A 23,522-nucleotide genomic window follows, 5' to 3' on the forward strand; every position below is an offset into this window, starting at 1 on the left:
GGGCTTGACCCCCGCTGACGATCTCTTTCGAATGGTAAGGCCCCGGCAGGAAACCCACCATGACGTCATTCTATGATCGCCACATCCTGCCGCGCGTTATCGGCTGCGCCTGTGGTGCGGGGGCCATTGCCAAACAGCGGGCCAAGATCGTGCCGCGCGCGCAGGGGCGCGTGCTGGAGCTCGGGATCGGCGGGGGGCTCAACCTGGCCTTTTACGATCCCTCGCGTGTCTCCAGCGTGACCGGGGTGGATCCGTCTCAGGGCCTGAGGGACCGGGCCCTGGCGGCACCGCGTCCTGCAGGTTTAAACGTCGAGGTCCTGGACGGGGAAGCCGAACAGCTCAGCTTTGAGTCCCACAGCTTTGATACGGTGGTGTGCACCTTTACCCTCTGTTCGGTACACCAGCCGCCGGCTGTACTCTCCGAGGCCCGACGGGTTCTGAAACCGGGCGGCCAGTTCCTGTTCTGCGAACATGGCTTGGCCCCCGATGCCAAGGTAGCGCGCTGGCAGAAACGGCTTGAGCCGATCTGGACGCCCCTGGCCGGCGGTTGCCGCCTGACCCGTCCCGTGGGCAGCGGGATTACCGCTGCCGGCTTTGTCCTCGACGAGATTCAGGCCTTCTATATGCCCAAGGCACCCCGGCCGCTGGGCTGGTGCGAGCTTGGCGTCGCGCGGGCGGCCTGATCGCAATATCACCCAAGGTCAAAGGCGCGGCCTGACCGCCCAGGAGAACCCATGTCATTGCCTGATACCGCGAGCGCCAATGCCGCCCAGATCGACTACTGGAACACGGCGGTCGGTCAGACCTGGGTCGAGCATCAGGCTCAGCTGGATCGCCTGATTGCACCGCTGGGCGCGGAAGCCATGCGGGTTCTGGCCCCCACAGCGGGCGAGCGGATCCTGGATGTCGGATGCGGCTGTGGCGAGACCACGCTGGAACTTGCTGCGCGCGTCGGCCCCGGCGGAGGGGTGGTGGGCGTCGACATCTCGGAGCCCATGCTTGCCGTGGCCAGGGCCCGTGACCTTCCGGTCAATGCGGTGGAGCCGCAGTTTCGTAATAGCGATGCGCAGGTCGCTGACCTGGGCGAGGCCGCTTTCGACGCCATATTTTCGCGGTTTGGCGTGATGTTCTTCAGCGATCCGGCCGCGGCCTTTGCCAATCTCCATCGCGCGGTCAGGCCGGGCGGCCGCCTGGCCTTTGTCTGCTGGCGACCCTATGCGGAAAATCTCTGGATGCGGGCGCCGATGGACGCCGCTCAGCCATTTCTGCCGCCCATGCCGGCCTCCGATCCCCTGGCACCGGGGCCTTTCGCCTTTGCTGATCCCTTGCGCGTGCGGTCCATTCTGGAGGGTGCCGGTTTTTCAGACGTGACCCTTGACCCGTTCGACACGCTGATCGGCGGATCTTCGGTCGCGGAGACCCTCCGGCTGAACTTTCGGGTTGGGCCCCTGGGCTCAGCCCTCAGGACCGCGCCTCACCTTGCCGCGCGTGTCAGCCAGGCCCTGGAGGCCCTACTGGAGAGCTATGATACCCCGCAGGGCGTCATGATGCCGGCCTGTGTCTGGATCGTGCAGGCCAGGCGCTAGGCATCAGGCTGGGCGGAAAAGCGTCAAGGGGCTCGCACCCCTGGAGGCCCTCTGGGGTTGATAGCCTTATCGGGGTATTGGAAAAAGAGCGCTAAAACAGTGGTTTAGAGCGCCTCCCGGTCCGATGGCCGTTTCAGGCCTGTCGGAAAACGCTCTAGCCTTGCGTCCAGCGGAAAGCCGCGTCACTCTCTGCCTTAACAACGATAACATTCAGGGAGGGCGTCAGGGTCATGGCCAGCGAACGCTTCGATTACATCGTCATCGGTGCCGGTTCTGCCGGCTGCGTCCTGGCCGCGCGACTGACGGAAGATCCCAACACCAAGGTCCTGCTGCTGGAGGCCGGCGGCAAGAACACCTCGATCCTGGTCAAGATGCCGGCCGGCGTCGGCGAGCTGATCAAGGCCAAGGGCGATCAGAACTGGGGTTTCTGGACCGAGGAGGAGCCGCACCTCGACAATCGCAAGCTCTGGTGGCCGCGCGGCAAGGGCCTGGGTGGATCCTCGGCTATCAACGGCATGATCTATATCCGTGGCCATGCCCGCGACTATGACCAGTGGCGGCAGATGGGTCTGTCCGGCTGGTCCTATTCGGAGGTGCTGCCCTATTTCAAGCGCTCGGAAACCCACCATGCCGGTGGCGATGCCTATCACGGGGGTCAGGGCCCGCTGCACGTTTCCAAGGGTGAGTCGCCCAGCCCCTTCTATCCGGCCCTGATCGAGGCGGGACGCCAGGCAGGGCACAAGACCACAAAGGATTTCAACGGATACCAGCAGGAGGGCTTTGGCCCCTATGACCTGACCATCCGTGACGGCAAACGCTGGAGCGCGGCGGCGGCCTATCTGTCCGAGGCCCTGTCACGACCCAACCTGACCTGCGTGACCGAGGCCCGCACGACCAAGATCCTGATCGAGAAGGGCCGCGCCGTCGGCGTTGACTATGTCGTCGGCAAGGGGGGCGAGGCCCGGACGGCCTATGCCGATGCCGAGGTGCTGCTGAGCGCCGGTGCCGTTCAGTCGCCCCAGATCCTGCAGTTGTCGGGCATCGGTGCACCGGATCTCCTGAAGGCCAATGGCATCGCCGTGGTTCAGGAATCCAGGGGCGTGGGCGCCAATCTGCAGGACCATCTCGATGTCTGCCTGTCCTGGACGACGAAGAACCTGACGACCGCCTATTCGGCCAACAAGGGTCTGAACAAGCTGGCAACGGGCCTGTCCTATATGCTGCTGGGCAAGGGTCTGGGCCGCCAGCAGTTCCTGGAAAGCGGTGCCTTCCTGAAGTCGCGCCCGGACCTTGACCGTCCGGACCTGCAGATCCATGGCGTGCTGGCCATCATGCAGGACCATGGCAAGGTCGTCGTCGAGAAGGACGGCTTCACCCTGCATGTCTGTCAGCTCCGTCCTGAAAGCCGCGGCGCGGTGGGCCTGCGTTCGGCCGATCCGTTCGATGATCCGACCATCCTGGGCAACTACCTGGCCGCCGACGAAGACCGCCGCGCCCTGCGCGAAGGCGTGCGGATGGCGCGCGAGGTCGCGGCCCAGGCGGCGCTGGATCCCTATCGCGACGCCGAATATGCACCGGGCGCGGATGTGCGTGCCGACGCCGATATCGACGCCTGGATCCGGGCCAAGTCCGAGACCATCTATCACCCGGTCGGCACCTGCCGCATGGGGGCAGCGGGCGACGCCATGGCGGTAGTCGATGATCAACTGCGCGTGCAGGGGATCGCGGGTCTGCGGGTGGTGGACGCTTCGGTCATGCCGACCCTGGTGGGCGGCAATACCAATGCCCCGACTATCATGGTCGCAGAACGCGCCGCCGATCTGATCCGTGGCAAGGCGACCCTGGCCCCTGTCGATGCGCCGGTATTCGAGGATGGGCGGGCGGCAGCGGCGTGATCGGCTAGCCATGCAAAAGCGCCCCCTCGGCCGTTCCGGCCTTTCGACCGCCCCGCTGGTGTTTGGCGGCAATGTCTTTGGCTGGACGGCGGATGAGGCGACCTCGCATCGTCTGCTCGACGTCTTTGTCGGCGGTGGCTTCAATGCCGTCGATACGGCCGATGTCTATTCGGCCTGGGTGCCCGGGCACGAGGGGGGCGAGTCCGAAAGCGTCATCGGGCGCTGGTTGAAAGCTCGGGGGAGGCGCGACGACGTGCTGATCCTGACCAAGGTCGCCATGTGGCCCAAGCAGCCGGGCCTGTCGGCCGCCAATATCGAGGCGGCCGTCGAGGGCTCGCTGCGCCGACTGCAGACGGACTATATCGACCTCTACCAGTCGCATCAGGATGACGCGGCGACCCCGGTTGAGGAGACGCTGGAGGCCTATGGCCGACTCGTGAAAGCCGGAAAGGTCAGGGCCATCGGGGCCTCCAATTTCTCGCCGGACCGGCTCGCCGGGAGCCTTGCGGCCTCTGAAACCAGGGGCTTGCCGCGCTATGCGACGATCCAGCCGAAGTTCAATCTCTATGACCGCGACCAGGTCGAGGGCGAACTGGCCACCCTGGCCGCGGCGGAGGGCCTGGGCATCATTCCCTTCTACGGCCTGGCTGCGGGCTTCTTGACGGGCAAGTACCGGTCCGAAGCCGACCTTGAGGGACGCGCGCGGCGACACACGATCAAGCGCGACTATATGAACGACAAGGGTGTTCGGGTTCTGGCCGCCCTGGACAAGGCCGTCGAAGCGACCGGAGCCACGCACGCCCAGATCGCCCTGGCCTGGGTCATGGTCCATCCCGCCATCACGGCCCCCATCGCCAGTGCCACCAGCGTGGCCCAGCTGGAGGAGCTGATGGGTGCGGCCAGCCTGGTTCTGCCGGCCCAGGTGATCGCCGATCTTGACGCGGCCGGACGGGACTAGGCGCCGTGAGGGCTGAGCTGATCGAGGAAAGCCTGGCCCTGGCTGCCGAGCGCTGCGCTGACCTGACGCCCCTGGTCTATGCCAGGCTCTTCGCGCAACAGCCCCAGCTTGAGCCGCTGTTCTGCATGGACGGCAATGGCCAGGTGCGCGGCGAGATGCTGTCTCAGGTGATCCGGGCCATTCTCGACTTCGTTGGCGAGCGTCAGTATGCGGCGACCCTGATCCAGTCCGAGGCGATGAACCACGCCGGTTATGATGTCTCGCCCGAGGTCTTCGGGACGTTCTTTGGGGTGGTGGCCGACACCCTCCGGGAGGTTCTGGGCGAGGACTGGACGGCCCCGATCGACGAAGCCTGGCGCGGCCTGCTGATCGAGCTGGACTACTACGTCACCCATACCAACCAGTTCGAGACCGCGAGAGCCTCAGGCCTCTAGGCGATCCTGCGGCCGTTCAGGGTCGCCAGCCGCAGCCTGGCCCCCTGCTGATTGCCGAGACCCAGCGGCTGGATCTGACGAACGCCCAGCTCATAGGCCGGTCGCCCTTCCAGGCGCGCGGTCATGGCGATCGGCTGATAGAGTCCCAGGAATCGATCGGTTTCGCCGTTCACGCCGCGCAGCGGGGCAAACAGCACTTCCATCCCGACCGAAGGGACGCCCTGGGCGCGAATGTCGGCGGTGACCACCACGGGCTGGCAACGGCGACGGGCGATCTCCAGGGAAGACTTGACCTCCAGCCGATGCGACAGGGCCCAGAGGCTGAGCAGGTCTTCGCCGCGCAGGTCGCGGGCATGCAGATCGTTCAGGAAGCCGCCGGCCAGCCGGAACGGCACGCGCCCCAGTTTCTCCCGCCCGGCGATGAATACCTGGGGCAGCAGGTCGGTGAAATCGCCCGGATTGATGTCGGCCCGCGACGGCGCGGGCGCATCGCCTTTGCGATCACGCCAATAGTCTATCAACCGTTCCGTGCTTGGATGGAACATCGTTGTCCCCTGGCGGGTCCTTCCACGGCTGTTTTTTGCCGCACGGGGCTTGCTAGGAGATCCGGGCCAGAGCCCGATCGTCCCGTTTTGGCGCAAGCCGGCGTGGGCGACGGAGGACGGCCCGATTCTTGCTGGCCGAACGGTCGGACGACGTCGTGCGAAGGGAAACGCCATGAAGGCGCCGAAACGATCGATGCGCGGGCCGCTTTGGGGCCTTGGTGCGCTGCTGGGCAGCCTGATGGTGGGGGGCGCGGCCTATGCCGCCGGCTGCACGACGGGTTGCCCGCCGCCGCCGCCGACCTGTTGCCAGCCTCCTGCTCCGCCGCCCAAGCCTCCGAGACCGCCTTCGCCGCCCTGCTGCACGCCGGGTCACAACGTCAATATTCCGGGCGTGAACATCAATGTCGGCGCGACGGTGATCGTCAACGCCAATGCCAATGCCAGCGCCTCGGCGGGGGCATCAGCCGGTGCGACTTCCGGTGCCGGCGGCGGTGCGAGCTCGACCGTCTATTACGGCGGGGGCAGCCATGGTGGCTACTATTCCGGTCCGATGTCGACCGGCTACATTCAGGGACTCAATGTCGAGGGTGTCGAACAGCGTCGTCGCACGGCCTATGAGGCGACCCGGACCAAGCTGCGTCGGGTGGTTATCCGCGCCGTTTGCCTCGACGACCGCGACGTGCCGCATCCGGCCTCGCAGGTCACGCCTGATCGGGATATCGACGACCGCTATGACGGTGAGCTCTATCGCTGCATCGCCGGCTCGCGCATGCAGTATGTGATCGGCGACTATGACGGCGCGATCGACATCAGCACCGGCGGCCGCGGGGCCCAGTCCTATATCTGTGCCAAGAATGAAGCGCTCTACTATTCGCCCGGTACGGGCCAGGCCGGCCAGGCGGGCAGCCTGTCCTGTCGTCCGCAACGTCCGGCCCGTGACTGCAACGAGCGCTCGCTGCTTCGCCGGTTCGGTGCCGGGGTCAAGATCCTGACCCTGCTGACGACCGAGACCTATACCGCCTATCGCGAAGAACAGTTCCGCGAGGCCAGCACCTCCTCGATGAGCTTCAGCCTCGATGGTGGCGTCGGCGGCGTGGTCTACTAGAGCCGAATTCCGAGCTTCCAGAGTGATCGGGCCCTCCCGCCGGACAGGCGGGAGGGCCTTTTTCGTCTATTTGCCTTCCGGCTTGACCAGCACGGTCCAGGATCTGTCCGCTCCGAGGAAGGTGCGTGCAGCCCTCTGGACATCAGCGGCCTTGACCCGCTCCAGCCCGGCGATCACCGAGCGGGTCGCGTCCAGGATCCGCGGATCAGCCTGGGCCCCCGACAGGTTGCCAAGCCAGTACTCGTTGGTGACCCGGGATTTCTCGATCTGGTCGATGCGCGGCTTCTTTGCGCGATCCAGTTCGTCCTCGGTGACCGGCTTGTCGCGCAGATCGGCGGCGATCTGGCGGATCGAGGCCATCACGCCGTCCAGCTTTTCAGGCGGAACCTCGACACTGACCGACAGATAGCCCCAGTCATTGAAGACGACACTGTGGGTCGCTCCGGCTGAGGGCGAATAGGTCGCCCCCTGCTTTTCGCGCAGCTCATCGGTCAGACGCAGTTGCATCACCTGGGCCAGGACCGAGGTGTCACGCGACCGCTGCAGGTCCGAGAACAGGTCGTCGGTGCGCCAAGCCATGAACAGCTGGGCCTGGTCGGCGCGGCCCTTGTGGGTCAGCACGACCGGCGTAGTGGATGTGTCGGGGAAGGGCACCTCGCGCGCCGTCGCCGGTGCGGTCAGCCCCGACCGAGCGGGCAGGGCTCCGAAGGTTTCGGCCACGGCAGCTATGGCCTTTTCGACCGTGATGTCGCCGACCACCACAACCTCGATCTGTCCACTGCTGAGCGGGCCTGCGACGGCCGCCTTCAGGGTGTCGAGCGAGGCGGAGGCGATGTCCGCACGAGTCGGGAAGGTCCAACGCTTGTCACCCTTGTGCAGCAAGCCGCTGAGCTCCCGGCCGATGACGCCACCGGTCGTGGTTTCCAGCTGGTCGTGGATGGTGCCGTAGTAGGTCTTCACCCGGGTAAAGGCTTCCGGTCGCCAGCCCGGTTCCTGGGCGAAGGCGGCCAGAACCTGCAGTTCGGTGGCGACATCCTCGGGCCGCGTGCGACCACTTAGGGTGAAGGCGTCGTCCTCGATGCCTAGGCCGGCATTCCAGATCTTGCCGTTCAGGACCCGCTCCATGTCCTGGGCGCTGATCTGCTTGAGGCCCCCCTCGATGAAGGCCGAGCCTGACCACAGGGGGCTCTGGCTGGTGGTGGGCAGGTCCAGCAGGCCATTGGCAATGCGGGCCTTGATCAGCACCTGGTCGTCGCGGAACTTGGTCGGCTTGACGGTCAGGCGTACGCCGTTCTCAAAGCGCACGAAGACGGCGTCCAGGTCGCTGATATCCTTTTGCTCGACGACCTTGCCGATCGAGCCGAAGCTGGCATAGGGCCAGGCCGTGACGCCGGGACCGGCGGGGGCCTGGACGGCGACCTTGCCGGAGTCCGCATAGGCCGCCAGCACCGTGGCCTCTCCCCCCTCGATGGCAGACGGGGTGGGGATCAGGATCAGGGGACCCTGGCCCGTGAAGGCCGCTTTCAGAACGGCGCTGACCTGGTCGGCCGTGAGGCCTTTGACGATCTCGTCGAAGGCGGTCAGGTTCTGGCTCGGGCTGGTGACGGTTTCGCCGTCGGTCAGGCTGCCCACAATGCCTGCGGCCAGGGCCGTAGAGCGCTGGGTGGCCTCGCCCGAGGCGGCGGCGACCAGGGATGCGCGCAGGCTGGCGATCTCACGGTCCAGTTCGTCCTGTCGCACGCCAAACTGCAGGACCCGGCGCTGTTCCTGCTCCAGGGCCGCCAGGGCCTCGCGCCATCGACCGGGCTGGGCCGTGGCACCCAGGGTGGTCATGCGCACGGCACCGTACTGGTCGGACGCGAAGGCCCCGCCGGCGATGAACGGGGGATCCGCAGCGCGGCTCAGGGCCTGCATGCGGCGGTTCAGCACCGCAAAGCCGAGGTTGCGCAGGGTATCGCGCACATCGACGGCCTTGGTCTCGATCAGACCGTCAGGGGTCGAGGCCCAGGAGAGCTGTACCGCGAGCGGCGCGCCCGGCTCGACGATCAGGCGGACAGTCTGACCGCGTTTGGCAACCTTGCCCAGGTCAGGGCGTTTGCCGGCGGGGCCCTTGGCCGTCCAGTCGCCGAACCGGGCCTTGATCTTGGCTTCCATGGCGTCGAGATCGAAATCACCGACGGCCACCAGAACAGCCCGCTCCGGCCGATAATAGGCCTCGTAATAGTCGCGGATGCGCTGGGCCGGGGCCGTCTTGAGGACCTCGGTCTTGCCGATCGGAATGCGCTTGGGCGGTAGCTGGCCCTCCATCTGGAAGTCCATCGACTTGATGGCCACGCGATAGCCGGGGCTGTCGCGCGTGCGTTCCTCGGAGAGGACGACACCGCGCTCTCGATCGACCGCCTCGGGGGCGATGGTCAGTTCGCCGGCCGTCTCCCGCAGCAGCATCAGCGAGCTGTCCACCGTGGCGGAGTCGGTCTTGGGCAAGTCCAGCTGATAGATGGTCTGATCCAGGCCGGTGGAGGCGTTGGTGTCGGCTCCGAACGCCAAACCGTGGCGCTCCAGGATCTTGATCATTTCGCCTTCGGGCACGTTCTTGCTGCCGTTGAAGGCCATGTGCTCGAGGAAGTGGGCCAGGCCCTGCTGATCGTCGGCCTCCATCAGCGAGCCCGTGTCGAACCACAGACGAAGGGCGGCCTGTTGGGGCGGAGTGGCGTTCTTCATCAGGGCGTAGCGCATGCCGCTGGGCAGAACGCCGAACCGCACGCGGGGGTCTGGCGCAATGTCGGAGACCTCGTGTGCCCACTGGCCGGGCTTCAGGGAGGCCCGAGTGGGTCCTGCAGGTACTGCCGGTGCCGAGTTGGAGCCCGCTCCTGCCAGGGACGGCAGGGACGGCAGGGATAGCTTTGGCAGGGCAGAGCAGGCGGCGAGGGACAGGCCGACGGCGGCCAGCAGCGTCAGGCGCGAAGCGCGAATCATAGACAGCCTAGGGTTAGGTGCGGATTTTGAAGCCTCACCTTGGGCGTCTCTGAAGGCGCAAGCAAGGCAGCCAGCGCCCCGCGAAAGTCTTGATCAGGCGGCGGCGACGTCACCGGTCTGGCGGCGAAGGCGCCAGAATCGGATCGTGCGCAGGGCGGCCTCGCGGGGCAGGGCGCCATAGAGTTCGCCATAGGCCTTGGCCTTGCCCATCACGTCATCCGACGGTTCCAGGATCAGCAGGGCGAAGGTCAGGAACAGGGCGCGATCGAAATCTGCGGCCTTGCAGACCACAGCCAGGGCGTCCAGTTCGTGCCGCTCAAGGATATGGCGGGCGGTGTGGAAGTCGATATCGGCCATGTCGGCCAGGGCCACCAGGAAAAGGGTGGTGTTCTTGGCGCGAAGCATGGCGGCGAGGGCCGCAGCCGTCGCTCCACCCCTGGCCTTGATGGCGCGGAACTCGTGCTCAGCCTGGGCATGGTCCGCCGGCAGGGCACCGTCCCCGGCGGCGACGCGCTTGCGGCCGGCGTCGAGGGCCGCTTCCAGCGTCGCGGGATCAACATCGGCATTCTTGGCCATGATCCGCTCGCGCAGCCTGGCCTCGACCATGAAGTACATCTCGTTCAGCAGATCGACGGGCAGGCCGTGACGGTCGACCACGGCCTCGTGCAGGGCCGGATTGGCCGCCGCACGGTCGACGACCGCTTCGTGCGCCTGACGGGACAGCACGGCACCTTCGTTCCGCAACAGGACGCCCAGGGTAGTATCATCGCCGTGCTGAACGATGGCATCCGAAACCGCACTGGGAACCCTGGTGCGCTGGGAGATGGCGCGCAGATGATCCTGGCCACGGGTGCGCGCCACCTCCAGCAGATCGTTTTCCGACAGGCTCGAAGAGTTCTTCAGGATCGGCTGGGCGACAGCAATGCTGTCCTTGGCCAGGGTCCGGCTGATGCCCCGCGGCGCGGCGGGAGCCTGGCTCAGGCGTTCGGCCAGCTCGATCCTGACGGCTTCTTCCATGTCACCGGCCAGTTGGCTCATGACGTCGTCGAATAGCCCCATCTGGACCGGGTCGTGACTGTCGCCTGTGAAGAACAGGTCCGTCACGCCACGCAGAAGCTCGCGCCGCCTGGCGCTGGACGGTTCATCCGCCAGGGCGATCAGGTCGTGAAGCTTGGATTGCATCACAGCGTGCCGTCCAATCCGCCGCGGTCAGCGTCTTCACGGCCGCGGGCCCCCTGCGCCATCCACTCGGCTGAGCCGTGGCGGGGTTCGTCATCCTTCAGTCGCGGCGCCTCCTCAGAGGGTGCGATGAAGACCATTCCATTGGGCTGAAGCCTCGGTAGGGCGTCAGGCTGCAGGCCGTACTGACGGCCGACCGAATAGGTCCGGGCCATGCTGGGGAGCAAGCCCGGTGGCTGAGCGCTGTCGGGCAGGCCGTTCAGGCGGGAGGGCACAGTCTGGGGTGCGGTGGCGGCCAAGGTTTGGCGCTGCGGGGGGGCGGACGGGGCCGGTGCGGGAGCCGGCGAACCCGACTCCGGCAGGGCCCTGAGATTCCGCCAGGGCTCTGACATCGTCGCCTGGGCGGCTACCGGGGCCGCGGCGGGCTGAAAAGCCTGGACCTGGGCCGGTGGCCGCATGTTGAGCGGTGCAGTGGGCACCGGTGGGGCCTGGATCGATGCGGCCCGGCCCATAATCGGCTCCTGCTTGCCGGCCCAGCCGAGGATGGGACCAGCATAGCCTGATGCGGCGCTCAGGGCGGGGGATGCCCGGCTCGGGCGCGGTCCATAGCGGCTCTCGCGCGTGTCCTCGGCGCGTGCGGCGGAAGCGACGCTGACAAGAACGGCGAGGATGACCAGGGAACGCATCGGGGAGACTGCCGGAGGACTTCAGACTCCAGCCTTAGGCCTTGTGGCTTAATCTTGACCTAACGCCCGCGCCAAAGCGCCAGAAGGCGACGCTCGGCCAGTTCCATCAGGGCGTGCAGGGCGACGCCCAGCAGCGCCAGGGTCAGAAGGGCGGCAAATACCCGAGCAGTTTGCAGGCGATTGTAGGATTCCAGGATCCGCCAGGCCAGACCCTGGGCACCGCCAGACCCCGCCACGAATTCCGCCACGACGGCACCGATCACGGCCAAGCCTGCCGCAACCTTGTGGCCTTCCAGCAGGGCCGGGACGGCCGAGGGCAGTCGCAGGCGCCAAAGGCGCTGGGCGGAGGTCGCGCCATAGAGGTCGAACAGGCGCGCCAGATCGGGATCCACGGCCTTCAGACCGGAGAGGGCACCCGAGAAAATCGGAAAGAAGGCCACCACGGCGGCCAGGCCGATCACCGCCCGCTCTGGATGATCGATACCGGCCCAGATGGTCACCAGCGGGGCGATGGCGACGAGGGGGGTGACCTGCAAGGTCACGGCGATGGGCCGGATGGCGTCTTCCAGCAGCGGACTGAGGCTGACCGCCAGGGCCAGGCCGCACGCCAGGAGGCTGGCCATGACCAGGGCCAGGAGGGCGGTCGAGAGCGTTCCCCAGGCCGAGGCGAGCAGAAGGGGCCAGCTCGCCACCAGGGCCGCCCCGATCGCGCTGGGAGGCGGCAGCAGATAGGCCGGCACGGCCAGGCGGGCGCAGGTCAGTTCCCAGATGGTCAGCAGCAGACCGATCAGGACCAGCGGCGACAGGATGGCCGACAGGGTCTTCATGCGGCCCGCGCTCCGGCCTGGGCCAACAGGCCGGAAACAGCTTCAACGGCCTGGCGGAAGGTTTCGGTGGTGCGAAAGCCGGCAGGGCGAACCAGGGGCCCCTGGATGGTGACCTCACCGGCAATACGGCCTGGGCCCGGGCTCATGAGGACCACGCGGCCGGCCATATAGACCGCTTCCTCGACATTGTGGGTGACGAAGATCATCGCCGGCCCCAGGCTTTCGGCCAGGGTCAGCACATCGTCGGCCAGGGCGCGGCGGGTGATTTCATCAAGGGCCGCAAACGGTTCATCCAGCAGCAGCAGGCGCGGGCCCGTCACCAGGGCGCGAGCCAGCGACACACGCATGGCCATGCCGCCGGACAGCTGGACAGGACGCGCCGCCAGGGCCTCGCCCAGTCCGACCCTGGTCAGGGCCTCCTGTGCGGCAGTCATGGCCGCGGCGCGGGGTGTACCGGCGAGTTCCAGAGGGAGGGCGACGTTGGCCTGGGCGCTGAGCCAGGGGGCCAGGGTCGGGGCCTGAAAGACCACGGCGGTCTCGCCCTTGCCGGCGGCGCGGGTCACAGTTCCGCGGGTGGGTTGTTCCAGCCCGGCCAGCAGGCGAAGCGCTGTCGACTTGCCGCAGCCGGACGGTCCGACCAGGGCGACCACCTCGCCAGCGCGCAGTGAAAGGTCGACCGGTCCAAGGGCGCGGCCTCGACCCGGATAGTCAACCTCGACGGCTGAAAGCGCGGCGATGGACTGGGTCATGGGCCCTTGGGCAGGAACTGCAGCGTGTAGGCCCGCTTGTAATCCATGTCCTTGGGATAGACGCCCTGGTCGGCGGCGACTTTGAAGAACTCGGCCCAGCGGGCGTCGGTCATGCTGCCGATCCCGTCCTTGGCCACGATGCCATAGGTCCGCATCTTCTCCCGGGCCTGATCCAGCACATCCTGGGTCATTTCCGGATTGTCCTTGAGGATGGCGGCGTCACCGGGTTTAGCATCCCCGTAGAGATAGGACTTCCAGCCCGCCGCCGTGGCGTCGACAAAGGCCTGGGCTGCGGCCGGGTTCTTGGCGATGAAGCTGTCCGGCATCAGGGCCATAGACGCATAGGCCGGGTAGCCGCTGTCAGCCAGCAGGAACACCGCCGGCTTGATCTTGCCTTCCTTCTCGATCAGGTAAGGCTCGCTGGTGGCATAGCCCTGCTGAACGATGCGCTTGTCGGCCAGGAACGGCGCGGCGCTGTAATTGTATTTGCGGACCTGATCATCGCTGAAGCCGTACTTCGCCTTCAACCAGACCCAGAAGGCGGTGATCGAGGCGTCGGCCAGCAGGATCGGCCGGCCCTTCATGTCAGCGATCGAATTGATGCCCTGGCCGGGATGGGCGATCAGCACCTGCGGGTCCTTGTCCATGAAGGCCGCCACGGCCTTCACCGGTGCCTGTTCCTTGGCCAGGTTCATGACGATGAAGCTGTTGGAGCCGACGCCGACGTCCACGGCCCCCGTGGCGAGCAGCTGCGGGACATTCACGCCCGGACCGCCCTGGATCAGGGTCACATCCAGACCGCGTCGGGCATATTCACCCGTGGCCAGGGCCTGGTAATAGCCGCCGAGTTCAGCCTGGGCCCGCCAGTCGGTCGCCAGTTTCATCGCCGTGCGGCCGGGGGCGTCGGCCGGCTCCTGGTTGGATGGCGAACAGGCGACGATCAGGGCGCAGACAGCCAGCGCGGCCAGGCGGCGGAAACCCATCAATCCCTCCAGGACTAGAGCGCCTCAGGCGAACGCTGTTCGACTAGTCGATGCTTGTGGGCGCGGTCAACCAACGATCGACCTTGGCGTACAGGACCTCGCGCTGGATCGGCTTGGCGATGTGATCGACCATGCCGGCGGCGTAGCAGCGCTCGACCTGTTGGGGCAGGGCGTCTGCGCTCATGGCGATAATCGGAATCTTGCTGGCGGGCGAGTGGAGGGCGCGGATGGCGCGGGTTGCCGCCAGTCCATCCATCAACGGCATGTGGATATCCATCAGGATCATGTCGTACTCGCCGACCGCAGCGGCTTCGACGGCCTGCTGTCCATTCTCGGCGATGTCGACCTTGCAGCCGGCCAGGAGCAACAGGGCGACCCCGATCTCGCGATTCATCGGGTGGTCATCGACCAGCAGGATGCGCGCGGCGCTGGGTGCCGCCGTCGGACGGGCCTCGGGCGCGGCTACGGGCTCGGCAACCGGTGCCGTAACCTCGATCCAGAAGCAGGACCCTCGACCGGGCACGCTGTCGACGCCGATCCTGCCGCCCATCATCTCGACCAGGGTTCGGCTGATCGCAAGGCCCAGGCCCGCGCCGCCATAGGTACGGCTGGCGGACCCGTCGATCTGTGAGAAGCGCTGGAACAGCAGGGCCTGCTGCTCGACGGAAATGCCGACACCGGTATCGGCGATTTCGAAGCGCAGCCGATCCTCGTCTTCGCCGGCCTCGACGATCAGGCTTGCATCGATGCGCCCCGTCTCGGTGAATTTCACGGCGTTGTTGAGCAAATTTAGCAGGACCTGGCGTAGGCGGGCATCGTCGAGATCATGTAGGGCCTCGAGCGGGTCGATGATCTCGACCTCGATCGTCAGCCCCTTGGCGCGGGCTTCCGGTGCCATGATCGCGACGGTGTCCCGCAGCAGGGCGGCGGCGGAGGTCGGCTGGGGCGACAGCTCCACCTGGCCGGCCTCGACCCGCGAAAAGTCGAGGATGTCATTGACGACGGTCAGCAGCGCGCCACCGGCATTGTCGATCAGGTTCACTTGGCGTCGCGCATCCGGCGGCAGGTCGTTACGGGCGGCGAGCAGTTGGGCGAAGCCCAGCACGCTGTTCAGCGGGGTGCGAATTTCGTGGCTCATGGTCGCCAGGAACTCGGTCTTGGCCTCGGTCGCCGCCAAGGCCCGGGCCCTGGCCGCCCGTGTCAGCTGTTCCCGGCGGACGAGCAGGCGCTTGAGGCGTTCCTGCTGGGCCAGGGCCAGGCCGGTCGCCAAGGTTGTGCCGAATAGCAGGAAGACAAAGACCTGGACGATGCGGGCCGGATTGGCGTCTGCCCAGCGTAGACCCACCGCGAGATAGCCTGAGGAGGCCACAAGCGGGATGGCGATGCAGGCCACGACGAGAGAGCTTTCCGCCGCGCCGCGCGCGCCCAGACGGAATGCGGCCAGCATGGCCAGGGGGAAGATCATGAAGGGTGCCGGTACCCCGTCCGGATAGAAGCAGATCGCGGTCATCACGGCGATCGAGGCGTAGATCGCCAGGCGTTCGCGCCTTGACCGGTGGAAGGCGCGCCGGTGCTCGGCATCGAGGAGGACCAGGATCGCGGGAAGCACGACGGCCAGTCCGAGACCGCTTCGCGCGAACCAGGCCCACAGGATCGTCAGGAAGGGCGCACCGGTGATCACCGAGAGCGGGAGGGCAGCAAGCACCGCAGCGATCGTGGCGATGGGTGCGCCCAGGGCGACTAGCATGGCCAGCTGCCGCATGTTGCGCAGGCGCATGACGCCATTGGAGAAGCGGCTGACGACAATCCAGACCGCAAAGGCCTCCGCCACGTCGATGGTGGTGTAGAGCAGGGTCTTGGTCAGGCTGTCGCCGACCATCTGGCTCGTGGCGATATGGAAAAACACCATAACCAGGGTGAGGGCGATGCGCCGTGGGGCATTGAGCGCCATGAGGCCGACCGCGAGCAGCCCATTGGCCGGCCAGAAGGAAGCCACGCCCAGGGCGGTGCGAGTCAGGTACTCGCTGAAGGCCAGACTGGCGACAATAGCCACAGCCAGGCCCAGTAGCAGAGCATCCTGCCGCTGACGCTCAAGTTGTGCCAACTCTTGCCGCATACTCTTCCTGTCCCCCCAGCTTGATACGCTTGCGCGTGTCTAAGGTTGCGGCCAATTCAGTTGCTGTGGCGCTTTGTCGCAGATGCGGCGCACCATCAACTCAAGTCCAACTTGTGGTCGCCCCGTCTCTACTTCGACGGGCGCTTGAGGATGCATAAGGTTCGCTGGGATTCAAGCGCGGGTCTTTACTGAAAACCATGAGGGCACTGGCTGGTACGCCGTTGCCCAGGCCGTACCAGTCGTCGCTGAGGAGCCGTTCAGCCGACCATGGCCTCGCGCTTTTCCTCGAGCGCCAGCCAGTCCTCTTCGGCCTGGGCCAGGTCACTGCGGGCCTTGTCGAGGGCCTTCATCACCTTGTCGAAACCGGCCGGGTCCCGTGCATAGAAGTTCGCGTCCGCCAGCCGGGCTTCGAGGTCGCCGATGATCCCGGGACTGGCGGCCACCAGGGCCTCGCATTCCTCCAGACGGCGCTGGTCCTTGTAGGACAGCTTGCCGGCCTTCTTGGGCGGCGGGGGCGATGCGGTCACGACCGCCTTGTGCGAGCCGGTCCCGGTGGCGAAATCGCCGGCGGCCCCGCGAGCCCCCTTGAAGAAGTCGGGGCTCTGGTCGATCAGGTCGCTCCAGCCGCCCGGCGTTTCCAGCACCTTGCCATGGCCATTCATGGCGATGGTCGAGGTCGCCAGCCGGTCGATGAAGTCGCGATCGTGGCTGACCAGGATCAGCGTCCCTTCGAAATCGGCCAGCAGTTCCTCGAGCAGGTCCAGGGTGTCCATGTCGAGGTCATTGGTCGGCTCGTCGAGAACCATCAGATTGGTCGGCGAGGCCAGGGCCCGGGCCAGCAGCAGGCGGTTGCGCTCACCGCCGGACAGGCTGGTGACCGGCTGGCGGAGCTGGGCCTCGGTAAACAGGAATTCCTTGGCATAGCCGGCCACGTGCTTGGGAACGCCGCGCACCAGGATCGAGTCGCCGCCGCCGGGGGTCAGGAAGTCCCACAGCGTCATCTTCTCCGACAGCGCCATGCGGTTCTGGTCGACATAGGAGATCTCGAGATTGGTCCCCAGCTTGATGTCGCCGGCGTCGATCTCAAGCTCGCCCAGCAGCATGCGCACCAGGGTGGTCTTGCCCGCCCCGTTGGGACCGACCAGGGCCACGCGATCACCGCGCAGGATGCGGGTCGAGAAGTCCTCGACGATCACCCGGTCGCCGAAACGCTTGGTGACGTGCTTGGCCTCGACCACCCGCTTGCCTGAGGTGCCGGAGGACTCGACCGCCATGGTCATGCTGCCGCGCTTGTCGGCCTGCAGGTCACGCTTCTGGCTGCGCAGGTCCATCAGGGCCCGGCGGCGGCCTTCATTGCGGGCCCGACGTCCCTGAACGCCGCGAGCCAGCCAGGCGTTTTCCTTTTCCAGCTGCTTGTTGAGACGGCGTTCCTCGTCGGCCTCGGCCGCCAGCACCTGTTCGCTCCAGACCTCGAACTCGGCGAACCCCTTGTCGAGGCGGCGGACCTTGCGGTGCTCCAGCCAGAAGGTGCGCTGGGTGACGCGGTTGAGGAAGGCGCGGTCGTGGCTGACGATCAGGGCCGCGCACTTGGAATTGGCCAGCTCTTCTTCCAGGGTCTGGATGGCGAAGATGTCGAGGTGGTTGGTCGGCTCGTCCAGCAGCAGCACGTCCGGCTGCTCGGCAAAGGCGCGGGCCAGGGCCGCGCGCCGCCGCTCGCCGCCGGAAAGGCCCTCGGTCCCCTTGCTGTAGTCGAGCCCGAAATCAGCCAGGGTGGCGTGGGCTTCATAGTCCTCCGCGCCGCCGGCGGTGCAGTAGTCCAGCAGGGTTGCGCCGGTGATCTCCGGTTCCTGGTCGACGAAGATGATCTTGGCCCCGGGCTGCACGGAGCGCTCGCCGCTGTCGGCCTCGATACCCTTGGCGGCCAGGATCTTCAGCAGGGTGGATTTGCCGGCGCCATTGCGGCCCACAAGGCAGGCGCGGATCCGCGGCTCCAGTGCCAGGTCGACACCATCGAACAGGGGCTTGGCCCCGTCGGCCAGTCGGACGTCCTTGAGGGCGAGAATAGGCGCGCGGGCAGGGGAAGCCATAAGGTGCTCTTAGTGGGGAGGCGTCGGGATATCGCGGAGGATGCGGCCTATATCAGGGATGGCCGGGAAAAAACGACAAAAACCGGCCAGGCCGCAGCAGACCGCGAGCCATGGCCTCGCCCATAGTCCCGGCAGGTCCGGGGCGTCCTGAAGCCGGACCCGCTGCCGCGGCCCGATATCAAGGGCCGGCTAGTGGCTGGGCGAGCTCACATAGAAGCTGGCATTGTTGCCGGTAGCCGTGGTGATGCCGCTGATCGAGCGGGCCGAACCGGCGGTCGTCGTCGTGCGGGCACCGACCTCGGTGCTGTTGACCTGATTGTTGCGGATGGTCATCTGGCCGCTGCACTGCGAACAGGCATAGGCGGTCACCGCATTGCCCATGGCCGTCGCCGTGGCCACGGCATCATAGCCGTCATGGCCCTCGAACAGGGCCAGGGCTTCGACGCCGCCGCCTTCATTGGTCTGGATGTTGTCGAGCACCACTTCGGGCCCATAGTTGCCGACCAGGGCGGAATTGCCGACGCCATGGGCGCCGACCTGGGCGGCGCTGAACTGGTAGGACGTCGCCTCGGCCTGGGCGCGGACATAGGCGGCATTGTACTGGTTGCTCGCGACATCCAGCAGCGGGCCTTCATTGGTCGCGGAAAGATTGTTGCCGCTGGCAGAAGCCGCCGTGCTGCTCAGATAGCTCGAGCCATAGGCCGTGAACTTGCTGGCCTGGGTGATGCCGGCATTGGACTGCTCGGTGATCACGCGCGCGGCCGACTGCTCGGTTCCCGAGAGGGTGATGTTGTTCCCTGTCGCCGTGCCGGCGACCGCCGCCGTGCCGGTGATCGCGCCGGCGATCGAACCGCCATCGGCCAGCACATTGGCCGTATTGCCCTGGCTGACCCGCACGCCCATGGCGGCATTGATCAGGGTCAGGCCCTGGCTGTTGCCCTGGGCCAGCGTGCTGATCGACACATCCTGGAGTTCGGCATGATCGGCTTCCAGCTGGCTGCGGGCCGTGACCCCGGCGGTGTTCAGCTGGGTCACCCGCCCCGTGAGGGTGCCATTGTCGGCCGCCGCCGTGCCGGCATTGCCGACCGCGGTGCTGGTGATGTGGCTGCGGGCACCGCCATTGAGACCGAGATTGACCACGCCGTGGGCCAGGACCTGACCGGAATTGTCCTGGTTCGAGGTCAGGACGGCGTCGGTATCCCGTACCGAGACCAGGGCGCTGTTAGCCGGCGCAATCGTGCTGGCACTGAAGCCGTCGGTGACGGTTTCAACGTTCAGGGTCTGCTCGGCAAAGACGTCGCCCAGATTGATCTGGTTGTTCAGAACCGTGCTGGGCGCGGTCTGGCTAGTAGCGACCCCGCTTAGCATTGCGCAGATCGGGATCGCTGCGAGCGTTCCAGCGAGACGGGTCTTCGCGGGTCTGCGCATTGTTGGTTCCCAAATTGTTGTAGGCGGGCGTGAAGGCTCCCGTCTGTCCGACGGTGGGGTCGCCCAGCGGGTCATAGCGCATGCAGCCCTGGGGGCCGGGCATGCCATAGAGATTGGCGCTGAACTCGACGACCGAGCGCTCGATCAGGGCGCGCACCGCCAGCTGGACCGGCTCCAGCGCGCCTCGACCGCCCGAGATATCGAACAGGTTGCCATTGAGGAAGTCGAAGACGCCCAGGCTGACCTCGCGCCCGACCACCTGCTTCTGGTAGGCGACGACATCGACCACTTCCAGGGTGCGGGTATTCACCAGACGCAGGTCCAGGGCGATGTTCATCACGAACACCCGGCGCTTGAAACTGCCCTTCAGGCCGTCGGTGTCCTTGTCGCCGGCATAGGCGTCAACGCCGGCCGAGCGGATATTGTAGTTGAGCTCGGTAATGCCGCCGACCACATAGAAGTCCGAACCCGGCACCTGACCGGCCAGGATGCGGCGATAGTCGACCGGTACGTCAGCGGCGGGATTGGGACGGTCGCTGATCAGCTTGTTGTTGGCGTATTTCAGCTCGAACTCGGACACCGAGGTGTCGAAGCGCTCGACCATCGGCATGCCGGCCTTGGCGAAGGCGGACATGGCCAGCAGGGAGGCCCCCTGGGTGACCTTGCGGCCCGAGCCGTCGGACTCTTCCTTGCCGGTATAGTCGGCGATGCGGCCGATCGCGATGCGCGGAGCCGCAATGCGGTTCTGCTTGGCATACTGGCTCAGGCAGACCAGGGCGGCGGAATAGTCGGTCGGGTTGGCGGTGACCGGTGCCGTGCCGATCGGCTTGGCGTAATTGCCTTCCATCGAGACCTTGGGCACGCTCGTGCCGCAAGCCGTCAGGGCGCTGCAGGCCAGGGCCATGATGGCCAGGGATAGGCGCTTATTTCCCATCGGTGACGCCCTTCACCGAAGATCCTGCCGAGATATTGCCGGTGTTGGTCTGGGTCGAGTTGACGATCACCGTATTGTTGTTGCCCTGGGTGATGACCGTCAGATTGTTGCCGATCGCCGTCGAGCTGCTGTAGCCGCGACCGCCGACGCCCGAATAGGCATCCAGCGATCCCGAGGAATGGCTGGACGAAAAGACGCTCTGGTCGGCGCCGGTCAGCATCACGCCGTCAACGATGATGCGGTTGCCATTGGCGTCCCGGGTCGAATAGTCGACCACGCGGTTTTCCTGACCGGCGATGCGACCATAGCCGGCATTGAAGGCGGCGGAATTGCTCGACATGGTCTGGGCGAGGGTCGCGACCGGCGCGCTGAGCCCTGCGACGACAGCGACAAGGCCTGCGCCGACGACGATGCTGTTTCTGATCTGCCAGGCCATGGGAGCCTCCGCGACTGCCGACGCGAAGGTGCAAGCAACCCCCGTGCCAAATTCATACAGCTTCCGGTCTAGAGCCAAGGTCTCGCAAAATGGTTAAGCGATAGGCAGTGCGACTCTGAAACGCGCGCCGCCATCCTATGTAAGAGTGCATGACCCTCGATCGTCCCGAAGAACCCCGCGAACCGATGTTCAATGCGCCCTGGCCGGCCTTGCTGGCGGCGGCGAGCATCCTGCTGTCGCATCTGCTCCTGGCCGGTGCCAGCCCGGATACGATCTACAGCCTGGCGCTGGAGCCGGTTCGCATCTGGCGCGGGGAGGTGGCCGGGCTGGTCACCTCGCTCTTTGTGCATGGTGGCTGGATTCACGCCCTGATGAATGCCGCCTTTGCCCTGGCCTTCGGGGCACCGGTCGCCCGCCTGCTCGGTCTTGGCCTGCGGGGCGGAAGTGTCTTCGTCCTGCTCTATATAATGTCGGGTATGGGTGCGGGCCTGGCCTATGCCGCCCTTCACCCTGGCTCGACCGCCCTGGTGGTCGGAGCCTCGGGAGCTGTCGCCGGCCTGATGGGCGCGGCGGGCCGACTGATGGATCGTCCCGGGGTGCTGAGCAGCCCCTTCGCACCGCGCGCCCTGTCCCTGGCCCTCAGCTGGTTGGTCATCAATCTGGTCATGGCAGCCTTTGGGGGCTTTCCGGGCCTGACGGGGGCGGTGGCCTGGGAGGCCCACCTGTTCGGCTTCGTCGCCGGGGCCCTTCTGGTCTCGCCGGCCTCCTGGCTGGCAGCAAATTCACACGGCCATTGATCCCCGCACCGCTTTGCGAGACCCTCTCCCCCACAAGAATGAACAAGGGAGGTGCTCAGTGCTGGTTTCTCAGATCCTGAAGGACAAGGGCGATCTGGTGTTTACGGCCTCGCCCCAGGAAACGGTGGGTGCTGCTGCGGCCCTGCTCCATACCCGCCGGGTTGGGGCCATGGTCGTGGTCGATGCTGATGAGGCCATTGTCGGCATTCTGTCGGAACGCGACATTGTTCGCGTGATCGCCAAGGAGGGGGGCGGAGCCCTGACCAAGCCGATCGCCACCTGTATGAGCGCTGATGTGATCTTCGCTCAGCCAGAAGAGTCGATCGATGTCCTGCTGGAGCGGATGACCGACCGCCGGATCCGCCACCTTCCGGTGGTCCGCGAGGGACGCTTGGTCGGCATCATCTCGATCGGCGACCTGGTGAAGTACAAGATCAATGAAGCCCAGGCCGAAGCTGAGGGGCTGAAAGCCTATATCGCGGCGGGCTAGGGCGTTTTCCGGCCGGTGTGAAACAGCAATCGGATCGAAGGGCGCTCAGACCCTTGAGCCAGTGCGCGGTTCAGCCGCCCGGATGACTCCGTCAGGCCGGAATGGGCTCTAGCCGCCGAGCAGTTCTGCGCCTTCGCCGGCAACGGCGTCGGCCAGGCTGTAGCCTTCCAGGACCTGGGCCGTGGCATCGCGGGCCCTGAGCAGGGCTTCACGCAGGGCGCAGGTCGCCAGATCACGGCAGTCCTCACAACGACGGAAGGCCGTGCGACTGACGCAGGGGGCGAGGGCCAGGGGGCCGTCGACCAGCCGGATGACCTCGGCAAAATTGATCTCTGCGGCGGGGCGGCCGAGCAGATAGCCGCCGAACTTGCCGCGACGGCTGACGACCAGGCCCTCGCGGGCCAGGGTCAACAGGATCGCTTCCAGAAACTTGCGTGGTGCATCGGCCCGGACCGCCAGTTCGCCGGCGGTAACCTGTCCGTCCTCGCGGGCCAGTTCGATCATTGCGCGCAGCGCATAACGCGCCTTCTGGGACAACATCTAGGCGGGTGCTCCTCTAATCCCGACTTCTGGGGGAGGAAAAGCGCAGGTGCAAGCATCCGTACACAGGCGATTGCCCCGTATGGGGATATTTCCGCGATTCAGCGCTTGCGAGTCCGGGGCGGGGTCTCTAGAAGCCGCCCCTCGCCTCGGGGCCAGCGCCGATCGGACGAAATTCAGGCTTTCGGGCCTTGCTTTTCGTCAGATGGATCGCTAGTTTCTGCGGCTTCAATCGACCCGGTCACGGATTTCGTAGGCGCACCTTCGGGGCGCGCTTTGGGGTCCGTTTTTGTCTCTGGTTACGGCACTTGCCGGGCGGAAACAAAGTTCAGATCGGTCGGTTGACAGGGAGATCTGGCTTCGTTAGAAGCCGCCCTCCCTGAGAAATGCCGAAGAGATCAGCAAGATCTTTGAAGTATTTCGAAAGTCTAGTTGGCCATTGTTTCGAAGTTTTCTTCTAAATAATAGCTTGACTGGGTTTGGTGGTTTCTTTAGAAGCTGCCAACTCTTCCGGGAATGCCTTCGGGCTGAGCGGATTGAGAAATTCAAAACGTTTTGTAAAAAACGGTTTGACACGGAATTCGGGGTTGGATAGATAGCCGCCTCCGCCGACACCGGGCGTTAAGCGGTGGTGCTGCTGAGAGGCGGTTCTGGGAGCTTCGGCTCTGGGTCTTTGACATTGTTGATTTGGAAAGAGAAACGCAGGCGGCGGCGCTCTGGCGATGGACTGAAAAGGTTCATCTCGAACGCTGACAAATGCGGTCTCTTGAA

At 66.0% G+C, this 23,522-nt stretch carries 21 protein-coding genes; 8 read left to right on the forward strand and 13 right to left on the reverse strand.

Going from position 1 to position 23,522, the window contains the following annotated elements; all coding sequences use genetic code 11:
• Nucleotides 1-59: 59 nt before the first annotated feature.
• The 5 genes from AQ619_RS04280 to AQ619_RS04300 all read left to right on the forward strand — a co-directional run bounded on the left by AQ619_RS04280 (nucleotide 60) and on the right by AQ619_RS04300 (nucleotide 4,873).
• Nucleotides 60-683, forward strand: coding sequence for a class I SAM-dependent methyltransferase (locus tag AQ619_RS04280; protein ID WP_062144739.1), 624 nt, complete (start codon nucleotides 60-62; stop codon nucleotides 681-683).
• 51 nt (nucleotides 684-734) lie between these two features.
• Nucleotides 735-1,586 carry a class I SAM-dependent methyltransferase gene (locus AQ619_RS04285; protein WP_062144742.1) on the forward strand — a complete coding sequence of 284 codons (852 nt, stop codon included), beginning with the start codon at nucleotides 735-737 and terminating at the stop codon, nucleotides 1,584-1,586.
• 230 nt (nucleotides 1,587-1,816) lie between these two features.
• Nucleotides 1,817-3,481, forward strand: coding sequence for a choline dehydrogenase (locus AQ619_RS04290; RefSeq protein WP_062144745.1), 1,665 nt, complete (start codon nucleotides 1,817-1,819; stop codon nucleotides 3,479-3,481).
• 10 nt (nucleotides 3,482-3,491) lie between these two features.
• A complete protein-coding gene (locus tag AQ619_RS04295; RefSeq protein ID WP_062144748.1) occupies nucleotides 3,492-4,439 on the forward strand; it encodes an aldo/keto reductase in 948 nt (315 codons plus the stop codon).
• A gap of 5 nt (nucleotides 4,440-4,444) precedes the next feature.
• Nucleotides 4,445-4,873, forward strand: coding sequence for a globin (locus AQ619_RS04300; RefSeq protein WP_062144750.1), 429 nt, complete (start codon nucleotides 4,445-4,447; stop codon nucleotides 4,871-4,873).
• On the opposite strand, the gene AQ619_RS04305 is transcribed toward AQ619_RS04300, so the two are convergent.
• Complete coding sequence (locus AQ619_RS04305; protein ID WP_062144753.1) at nucleotides 4,870-5,418, reverse strand: PAS domain-containing protein; 549 nt, start codon at nucleotides 5,416-5,418, stop codon at nucleotides 4,870-4,872. The genes AQ619_RS04300 and AQ619_RS04305 overlap by 4 nt on opposite strands.
• 172 nt (nucleotides 5,419-5,590) lie before the next feature.
• Between AQ619_RS04305 and AQ619_RS04310 the strand changes: the two genes are divergently transcribed.
• Nucleotides 5,591-6,523 (forward strand): hypothetical protein, encoded by a 933-nt coding sequence (locus tag AQ619_RS04310; RefSeq protein ID WP_062144756.1) that lies wholly within the window; start codon nucleotides 5,591-5,593, stop codon nucleotides 6,521-6,523.
• 66 nt (nucleotides 6,524-6,589) lie between these two features.
• On the opposite strand, the gene AQ619_RS04315 is transcribed toward AQ619_RS04310, so the two are convergent.
• The 11 genes from AQ619_RS04315 to hfaA form a co-directional block, all read right to left on the reverse strand.
• Nucleotides 6,590-9,499, reverse strand: a complete 2,910-nt coding sequence (locus AQ619_RS04315; RefSeq protein ID WP_062144759.1) for a M16 family metallopeptidase — start codon at nucleotides 9,497-9,499, stop codon at nucleotides 6,590-6,592.
• 93 nt (nucleotides 9,500-9,592) lie between these two features.
• Nucleotides 9,593-10,681 carry a DUF2336 domain-containing protein gene (locus tag AQ619_RS04320; RefSeq protein ID WP_062144763.1) on the reverse strand — a complete coding sequence of 363 codons (1,089 nt, stop codon included), beginning with the start codon at nucleotides 10,679-10,681 and terminating at the stop codon, nucleotides 9,593-9,595.
• Complete coding sequence (locus tag AQ619_RS04325; RefSeq protein ID WP_062144767.1) at nucleotides 10,681-11,364, reverse strand: hypothetical protein; 684 nt, start codon at nucleotides 11,362-11,364, stop codon at nucleotides 10,681-10,683. Before AQ619_RS04325 ends, AQ619_RS04320 begins: the two co-directional genes overlap by 1 nt.
• A gap of 59 nt (nucleotides 11,365-11,423) precedes the next feature.
• A complete protein-coding gene (locus AQ619_RS04330; protein WP_062151269.1) occupies nucleotides 11,424-12,182 on the reverse strand; it encodes an ABC transporter permease in 759 nt (252 codons plus the stop codon).
• Nucleotides 12,183-12,187: 5 nt separating this feature from the next.
• Complete coding sequence (locus AQ619_RS04335; RefSeq protein WP_062144770.1) at nucleotides 12,188-12,940, reverse strand: ABC transporter ATP-binding protein; 753 nt, start codon at nucleotides 12,938-12,940, stop codon at nucleotides 12,188-12,190.
• Complete coding sequence (locus AQ619_RS04340; protein ID WP_062144773.1) at nucleotides 12,937-13,923, reverse strand: ABC transporter substrate-binding protein; 987 nt, start codon at nucleotides 13,921-13,923, stop codon at nucleotides 12,937-12,939. The genes AQ619_RS04335 and AQ619_RS04340 overlap by 4 nt, the downstream gene beginning before the upstream one ends.
• Nucleotides 13,924-13,966: 43 nt before the next feature.
• Entirely contained in the window at nucleotides 13,967-16,039 is a 2,073-nt protein-coding gene (locus tag AQ619_RS04345; protein ID WP_062144776.1) for a hybrid sensor histidine kinase/response regulator, read from the reverse strand.
• A 257-nt stretch (nucleotides 16,040-16,296) separates the two neighbouring features.
• Nucleotides 16,297-18,126, reverse strand: a complete 1,830-nt coding sequence (locus AQ619_RS04350; protein WP_062144779.1) for an ABC-F family ATP-binding cassette domain-containing protein — start codon at nucleotides 18,124-18,126, stop codon at nucleotides 16,297-16,299.
• A gap of 189 nt (nucleotides 18,127-18,315) precedes the next feature.
• On the reverse strand, nucleotides 18,316-19,554 hold the full coding sequence (hfaD, locus tag AQ619_RS04355; protein WP_166504139.1) for a holdfast anchor protein HfaD: 1,239 nt from the start codon (nucleotides 19,552-19,554) through the stop codon (nucleotides 18,316-18,318).
• Entirely contained in the window at nucleotides 19,472-20,488 is a 1,017-nt protein-coding gene (gene hfaB / locus AQ619_RS04360; protein WP_062144785.1) for a holdfast anchoring protein HfaB, read from the reverse strand. The genes hfaD and hfaB overlap by 83 nt, the downstream gene beginning before the upstream one ends.
• On the reverse strand, nucleotides 20,478-20,924 hold the full coding sequence (gene hfaA, locus AQ619_RS04365) for a holdfast anchoring protein HfaA (protein WP_062144788.1): 447 nt from the start codon (nucleotides 20,922-20,924) through the stop codon (nucleotides 20,478-20,480). Before hfaA ends, hfaB begins: the two co-directional genes overlap by 11 nt.
• 149 nt (nucleotides 20,925-21,073) lie before the next feature.
• Between hfaA and AQ619_RS04370 the strand changes: the two genes are divergently transcribed.
• The gene (locus AQ619_RS04370; protein ID WP_062144792.1) at nucleotides 21,074-21,721 is read left to right on the forward strand and encodes a rhomboid family intramembrane serine protease; all 648 of its coding nucleotides are present in this window, start codon (nucleotides 21,074-21,076) and stop codon (nucleotides 21,719-21,721) included.
• Between the two features lie 58 nt (nucleotides 21,722-21,779).
• On the forward strand, nucleotides 21,780-22,211 hold the full coding sequence (locus AQ619_RS04375) for a CBS domain-containing protein (RefSeq protein ID WP_062144794.1): 432 nt from the start codon (nucleotides 21,780-21,782) through the stop codon (nucleotides 22,209-22,211).
• Nucleotides 22,212-22,319: 108 nt separating this feature from the next.
• Here AQ619_RS04375 and AQ619_RS04380 read toward each other — a convergent pair whose 3' ends face one another.
• Nucleotides 22,320-22,751, reverse strand: coding sequence for an RrF2 family transcriptional regulator (locus AQ619_RS04380; protein ID WP_062144797.1), 432 nt, complete (start codon nucleotides 22,749-22,751; stop codon nucleotides 22,320-22,322).
• Nucleotides 22,752-23,522: the final 771 nt, after the last annotated feature.

Source organism: Caulobacter henricii (assembly GCF_001414055.1).
Taxonomy (GTDB): domain Bacteria; phylum Pseudomonadota; class Alphaproteobacteria; order Caulobacterales; family Caulobacteraceae; genus Caulobacter; species Caulobacter henricii.